The organism is Candidatus Caldatribacterium sp. (genome assembly GCA_014359405.1).
In the GTDB taxonomy this organism is placed as follows: Bacteria; Atribacterota; Atribacteria; order Atribacterales; family Caldatribacteriaceae; genus Caldatribacterium; species Caldatribacterium oleiphilum.
In genome coordinates this window covers 1-5,102 of sequence record JACIZN010000124.1, presented here as the reverse complement: position 1 = coordinate 5,102, position 5,102 = coordinate 1, and the positions used below count along the sequence as shown (strand labels likewise).

Genomic DNA, 5,102 nt, shown 5'->3' with positions numbered 1-5,102 from the left:
AAGGTTTTTCCAGAGCAACAAAGAGCTCCTCAGGGTTTCTCTGGGTGATGAGCTCCCCGATGGAGGAGAGCGCCTTCCGGTAGAGGGAAGGAAGCGTGGCAAGGTAAAAGTAGAGAGGACCTTCTCCAAGGAGGGGAGAAAGCCTCAGGATGAGATCCTTGGGGTTGAGGACATCTCCCTGGAGGTAGGTGAGGCGGTCAAAGAGAGGAGAGGGCTCAGGGAGAAATTCGGCGATGAACGATTGGTACGATGCAGCGTCCTTGAAGCGGCGGCCCAGGGCAACGACTCTGAAATCCTCTTCCTTCGAGAGGGTGGACAGGGCGGGGAGGATTTTCCGGGTGAAGAGATTTCCCGTGGCACCGAAAAAGACAAGCGTCCGCATCGCTACATCCGCAGAAGCACTGCCCGAGCCGGAGCTCCATCCCCTCCCCGGACCTTGAGCGGCAGAGCAACGAAAAAGTACAGTCCCGGGGTGATGTCCCGAAGGAAGAGCCCCTCGACGATGACGAGGCCACTTTCAAGGAGTATCCGATGGGTCGGATGATCCGGCTGATTCCGCTCAACTCCCAGAGCATCGATGCCGATGCCCTTGAGCTTCTTTGCGGCAAGAAAAGAAGCAGCGCTTTCTGTAAGGTACACGAAGTCGTCCCGGGAAAGGTCCTGGAAAGAGTTATCCGTTTTGAAGAGCACAAAGTGCTCCGGAAGGAGGAAAGCCTCGAAGGGTTTCAGGTCCTCCGCCTGGATGGCAGGACGGTTCCGAATCTCAAGGACCACTGCTGGTCCCATGAATCGAGAAACGGGGATTCGGTCAATGGAGGTATCTGAGGGGAGCATGTGGAGCGGTGCGTCGATGTGGGTTCCGGTGTGGGTTTCAAGGGTGAGGCGAGTTTCGTTGGCCCCTTCCTTTAAGGTGCGGATGCGCTCAATTTTCGGTTTCTCCTTTCTCCCCCGATAGGTGGGCATGTCCTCGGCAATCTCCAAGGATACGTCGAAAATTTCCATGCGCTTTCCTCCCCCTCAGGGGGCATAGATCATCTTTACCGTCATGCCCCCATCGATAATGAGATTCGTTCCGGTGATGAAGCCCGAAGCGGGTGAGGCAAGGAAGAGGCACGCAGCGGCAATGTCCTCCGGGGTCCCCACCCGTCCTGCGGGGTGCTGGAGGTGGTCGATGGGGCGGAGGGATGGCTCTTTCCGGAGGGAACACTTTTTCCAGAGCGAAGTCTCAATCCACCCGGGGCTTATGGCGTTCACCCGGATTTTCCGCTCGCTCAGGGAAATCGCCAGAGCGTGAGTCAGGGCAAGGACTCCGCCCTTTGAGGCCGAGTACGGTTCGGTATGGGGCTCGGACATGAGGGCTCTTGTGGAGGCGATGTTGATGATGGCCCCGTTTTCCCGAAAAAGAGGCAGGAGGTACTTGGTGGCAAGAAAGATGCCCTTCAGGTTCACCCCGAGGACCCGGTCCCATTCTTCCTCCGTAAGCTCCTCAAGGGGTTTCCCGATGAAGATCCCAGCGTTATTGACAAGAACATCAACGAATCCCATGCTCTCCCGGACTTTTCGGGCCGCTTTTTCCACGTCGGAAAGAGAAGAAACGTCGCAGGTTACAAGAACGCACCGATTCTTCCATTCCTTCCAGGTTTCCTCGAGTTCCCCGAGGGCTTCCTCATCCACGTCCCAGATGGCCACCGAGGCAGAAGCCTCAAGGAAAGCCTCTGCAATGGCTCTCCCTATCCCCTGGGCGCCTCCGGTGACAACGACATTTTTTCCTGAAAAGTCATGCATGGGCACCACCTTCTCCAAGGAGCTTTTTCATCTCTAAGGCGTTCCGCACGGCGAAATCCCGGTAGCAGTTGTTGAACATGACGAAGACCTCAGTTTTTTCAGGGAGCTTCGAGAGGATTCGGTCCCTCCACTCCCGGAGCTCCTCTTTTGAGTAGAGGTAGCGGAACTTCTCCCATACGGGGAGGTTCCTCTCTTGCCATGCTCTCTCGTTCCTGCCGTGGAAGCGGACGACCGCCACGGTGTGGGTGGTCTCGAAAAAGGGTGGAACGGTCCAGGGAAGATTGGGCTCATCGACGCACACAAGGGCAAGGTTGAGGTCTCTGAGGAACTTCAGGGTGCGAGGAAAGGTTCCCCTCTGGAACCAGCTCCGGTGGCGGAATTCTAAGGCTACGGTAACGCCTTCGGTGTGGTTTCGAAGCCACTCAAGGTACGCAAAAGACTCAGATTCCGGGCGGAACCAGGGAGGAAACTGGAAGAGGACGTACCCAAGCTTTCCTTTCTCCCGGAGGGGATTGAGGGTTTTCAGGAAAGCAAGGAGGGCCTCTGCAAGCCAGGACTCGGGAAGGTCTTTTGTGGAGAACTCCTCGGCGTTTTGCCTTGCAGGGTCAAGGGTTCTGAGGAGGAAAAGGGGCAGGGCCTTTCTGGGTGTGCGGTGGAAGGTGAAAAGGGATAGAGCCTTCACGTTGAAGAGAAATCCCGGAGGTGTTCGCTCAGCCCAGAGGACAGCGTTCCTTTCTGAAGGGAAGGCGTAGAACGTCGAGTCCACCTCTACGGTGTCGAAGTGCCTGGCGTAGAAGCGTAGACGCTCAGCCGGTGTCTGGACCTCTTTCGGGTAGAAGTCGCTCTCTTCAATGAGTGTCCTGTCCGTCCACGAGCAGGTTCCCACGTGGAACACTCGGGTCACCTTCTTGGGAGGAGTATAGCATGGTAGAATTGAAAAAAAAAGGAGGTCGTGGTATGGGATACGAGAGCGTACCCAATCTTCCCCGTACCATGAAGGCAGTGGTGAACTATGCACCGCACGATTTTCGTCTTGAGGAAGTTGAAGTCCCGGAGGTTGGCCCCGGGGAAGTGCTCATCCGGGTTGGAGGATGCGGTATCTGCGCAGGAGACGTGAAGACTTTCCATGGGAATCCCCGCGTGTGGGGTGGCAATGGACACCCTCCCTACGTTGTTCCTCCTGTCATCCCCGGGCATGAGTTCTTCGGCCAGGTGGTCGCCTTAGGAGAAGGGGCAAAGGAAAAGTACGGGATTTCCCTTGGGGACTTTGTGGCGGTGGAGCAGATTATCCCCTGTGGGGTCTGCCGCTTCTGCCAGGAAGGGACGTACTGGATGTGCGAGCGGCACTACATTTTCGGCTTCAAGCGGAAGGAAGCCGATGGGGGTTTTGCCGAGTATATGCGCCTGCCTTTGGGCTCTCGCATCCACAAGCTCCCGGAAGGTTTTCCCCTGCGGGTTGCGCCGTACATCGAGCCTTTGGGGTGTGCGATTCACGCGGTGGATCGGGCAGAGGTTACCTTCCGGGATGTGGTGGTCATTGCCGGAATGGGAGCCATAGGCCTTGGGATGCTCCAGGTGGCCCGCCTCAGGAATCCTCGTTTGCTCATAGCCGTGGACATCTCGGAGAAGCGCCTTGCCCTGGCAAAGAAACTGGGAGCCGACCTCACCCTCAACCCGAAGGTGGTGGATGTGGCACAGGAGGTGAAGCGGCTCACCGATGGGTACGGGTGCGACGTATACATCCACGCAAGCGGGAACCCTCAAGGCGTGATCCAGGGGCTTGAGATGCTCCGTCGTCTTGGGCGCTACGTGGAGTTCAGTGTTTTCAACGCTCCGACCACCGTTGACTGGAGCATCATCGGGGACGTGAAGGAACTCGACATCCGTGGGGCTCACCTCAGTCCCTGGACGTATCCTGTGGCCATCCGTTTCCTCCACGAGGGCTTGGTGAAAGCGGATGAAATCATCACCCATGAGCTTCCCCTTGAGGGGTTCCGAAAAGGTCTTGAGCTTGCCGAAAAAGGCGACGAGGCCATCCGGGTGGTCCTCAAGCCTTAAGAGGTGAACTCTTTGCCAAAAAGAAGAGACGATTCCGCGCTCATTGCCGAAGTAGCCAAGCTCTACTACTACGAGGACCTCACCCAGGACCAGATTGGTGAGGTCCTCGGGCTCTCGAGGCAGAAGGTCTCACGGCTCCTCCACCGGGCAAAGGAGGAGGGGATTGTTCAGATTCGGGTCCTTGAGGCTCAGGAGGATACGAAAGTTCTTGAAGAACGTCTTCGGGAACGATTCAATCTTCGGGATGTTCGGGTGGCGGCAACCTTTGCAAGGGATGCTGATACCGTTACAAAACGCATTGCCCAGGTGGCGGCGTCGTACCTTCGAAGCATCATCGAGCCCCATACTTCTCTTGGAGTGGCGTACGGGAAAACCCTCTTTGCCATGGTGCCCTTCCTTGTGGCGCGGCCCGTTCCCGGCTTTCAGGTTGTGCAGATTATGGGGGGATACGGGAAGCTCAAAGGGGATGTGGTGGCGGTGGAGCTTGCCCGGGCGTTGGCACAGAGCTTTGGGGGGAGCGTGGTGTACCTTCTTGCCCCTGCGTTCGCAAAGGACCCGGAGGCCCGGAATGCCCTCCTTCAGGATGAGCGCATCGCTCGGGTTCTTGAGCTTGCCCGCCGAGTCGATATCGCCCTTGTGGGCATTGGGGGTGTTACCTCAAGTTCCACGCTCCTTGACACCGGAGACATTTACCCTCACGAGGTGGATGAGCTCATTGCCAAAAAAGCGGTGGGTAACATTTGCGGGAACTTCTACGATTTAGAGGGAAAAGAGGTTCCCACGCAGGCTGATTCCCGAAGGATTTCCCTCACCTTGCGGGACCTCAAAAGGATTCCAAAGGTCATTGGAGTGGCGGGAGGAGAGGGGAAGCTCAAGCCGATTCTTGGTGCCCTTCGGGGAGGTTACGTCAACATCCTCATCACCGATGACGTGACGGCTTCGGCACTCCTTGAAGAGTGCTCAAGGGGCTGTCCCGGTTCACACAGATCTGCAACAGGTAGGGTAGACAAAAAAGAAGAGAGGCCTGTATCCTAACTGAGGTCCTCGACTTTGCCAGGAACCACCCTGTCTCTGTGACTTGCAGGAGGTACGGCATTGCCCGGAGCACCTACTACCGCTGGAAGAAGAAGTTCAACCCCAGGAACCTGAAGAGCCTGATACCCTCAAAAAGACCCAAAAAGGTCCGCAAACCCAAGTGGACCCCAGAGCTCCTCAAGCGGATTCAAGAGCTCAAAGAGACCTATCCCTTCCTGGGGAAG

The 5,102-nt window shown here is 56.9% G+C and carries 7 protein-coding genes; 3 read left to right on the top strand and 4 right to left on the bottom strand.

The features are described 5' to 3' along the window. The 4 genes from H5U36_08790 to H5U36_08775 form a co-directional block, all read right to left on the bottom strand. The coding region (locus H5U36_08790) for a hypothetical protein (GenBank protein ID MBC7218213.1) at nucleotides 1-382 on the bottom strand (382 nt) is incomplete at its 3' end. A 2-nt stretch (nucleotides 383-384) separates the two neighbouring features. Continuing rightward, nucleotides 385-1,002 carry a cyclase family protein gene (locus H5U36_08785; protein ID MBC7218212.1) on the bottom strand — a complete coding sequence of 206 codons (618 nt, stop codon included), beginning with the start codon at nucleotides 1,000-1,002 and terminating at the stop codon, nucleotides 385-387. Nucleotides 1,003-1,017: 15 nt separating this feature from the next. Then, nucleotides 1,018-1,785, bottom strand: coding sequence for an SDR family oxidoreductase (locus H5U36_08780; protein MBC7218211.1), 768 nt, complete (start codon nucleotides 1,783-1,785; stop codon nucleotides 1,018-1,020). Then, a complete protein-coding gene (locus H5U36_08775) occupies nucleotides 1,778-2,680 on the bottom strand; it encodes a DUF72 domain-containing protein (GenBank protein ID MBC7218210.1) in 903 nt (300 codons plus the stop codon). Before H5U36_08775 ends, H5U36_08780 begins: the two co-directional genes overlap by 8 nt. 62 nt (nucleotides 2,681-2,742) lie before the next feature. Here H5U36_08775 and H5U36_08770 point away from each other — a divergent pair, with 62 nt between their 5' ends. From H5U36_08770 to H5U36_08760, 3 genes are all read left to right on the top strand, one after another. Beyond that, nucleotides 2,743-3,843, top strand: a complete 1,101-nt coding sequence (locus tag H5U36_08770; GenBank protein MBC7218209.1) for an alcohol dehydrogenase catalytic domain-containing protein — start codon at nucleotides 2,743-2,745, stop codon at nucleotides 3,841-3,843. A gap of 12 nt (nucleotides 3,844-3,855) precedes the next feature. Continuing rightward, nucleotides 3,856-4,878, top strand: a complete 1,023-nt coding sequence (locus H5U36_08765; GenBank protein ID MBC7218208.1) for a sugar-binding transcriptional regulator — start codon at nucleotides 3,856-3,858, stop codon at nucleotides 4,876-4,878. 38 nt (nucleotides 4,879-4,916) lie between these two features. Beyond that, nucleotides 4,917-5,102: helix-turn-helix domain-containing protein (locus H5U36_08760; protein ID MBC7218207.1), on the top strand; the 186-nt coding region annotated here is incomplete at its 3' end.

Excerpts from the sequence above, each read along its gene's own strand:
- H5U36_08770 (MBC7218209.1), top strand. The coding sequence starts at position 2,743 with ATGGGATACGAGAGCGTACCCAATCTTCCCCGTACCATGAAGGCAGTG.
- H5U36_08785 (MBC7218212.1), bottom strand. The coding sequence starts at position 1,002 with ATGGAAATTTTCGACGTATCCTTGGAGATTGCCGAGGACATGCCCACC.
- H5U36_08780 (MBC7218211.1), bottom strand. The coding sequence starts at position 1,785 with ATGCATGACTTTTCAGGAAAAAATGTCGTTGTCACCGGAGGCGCCCAG.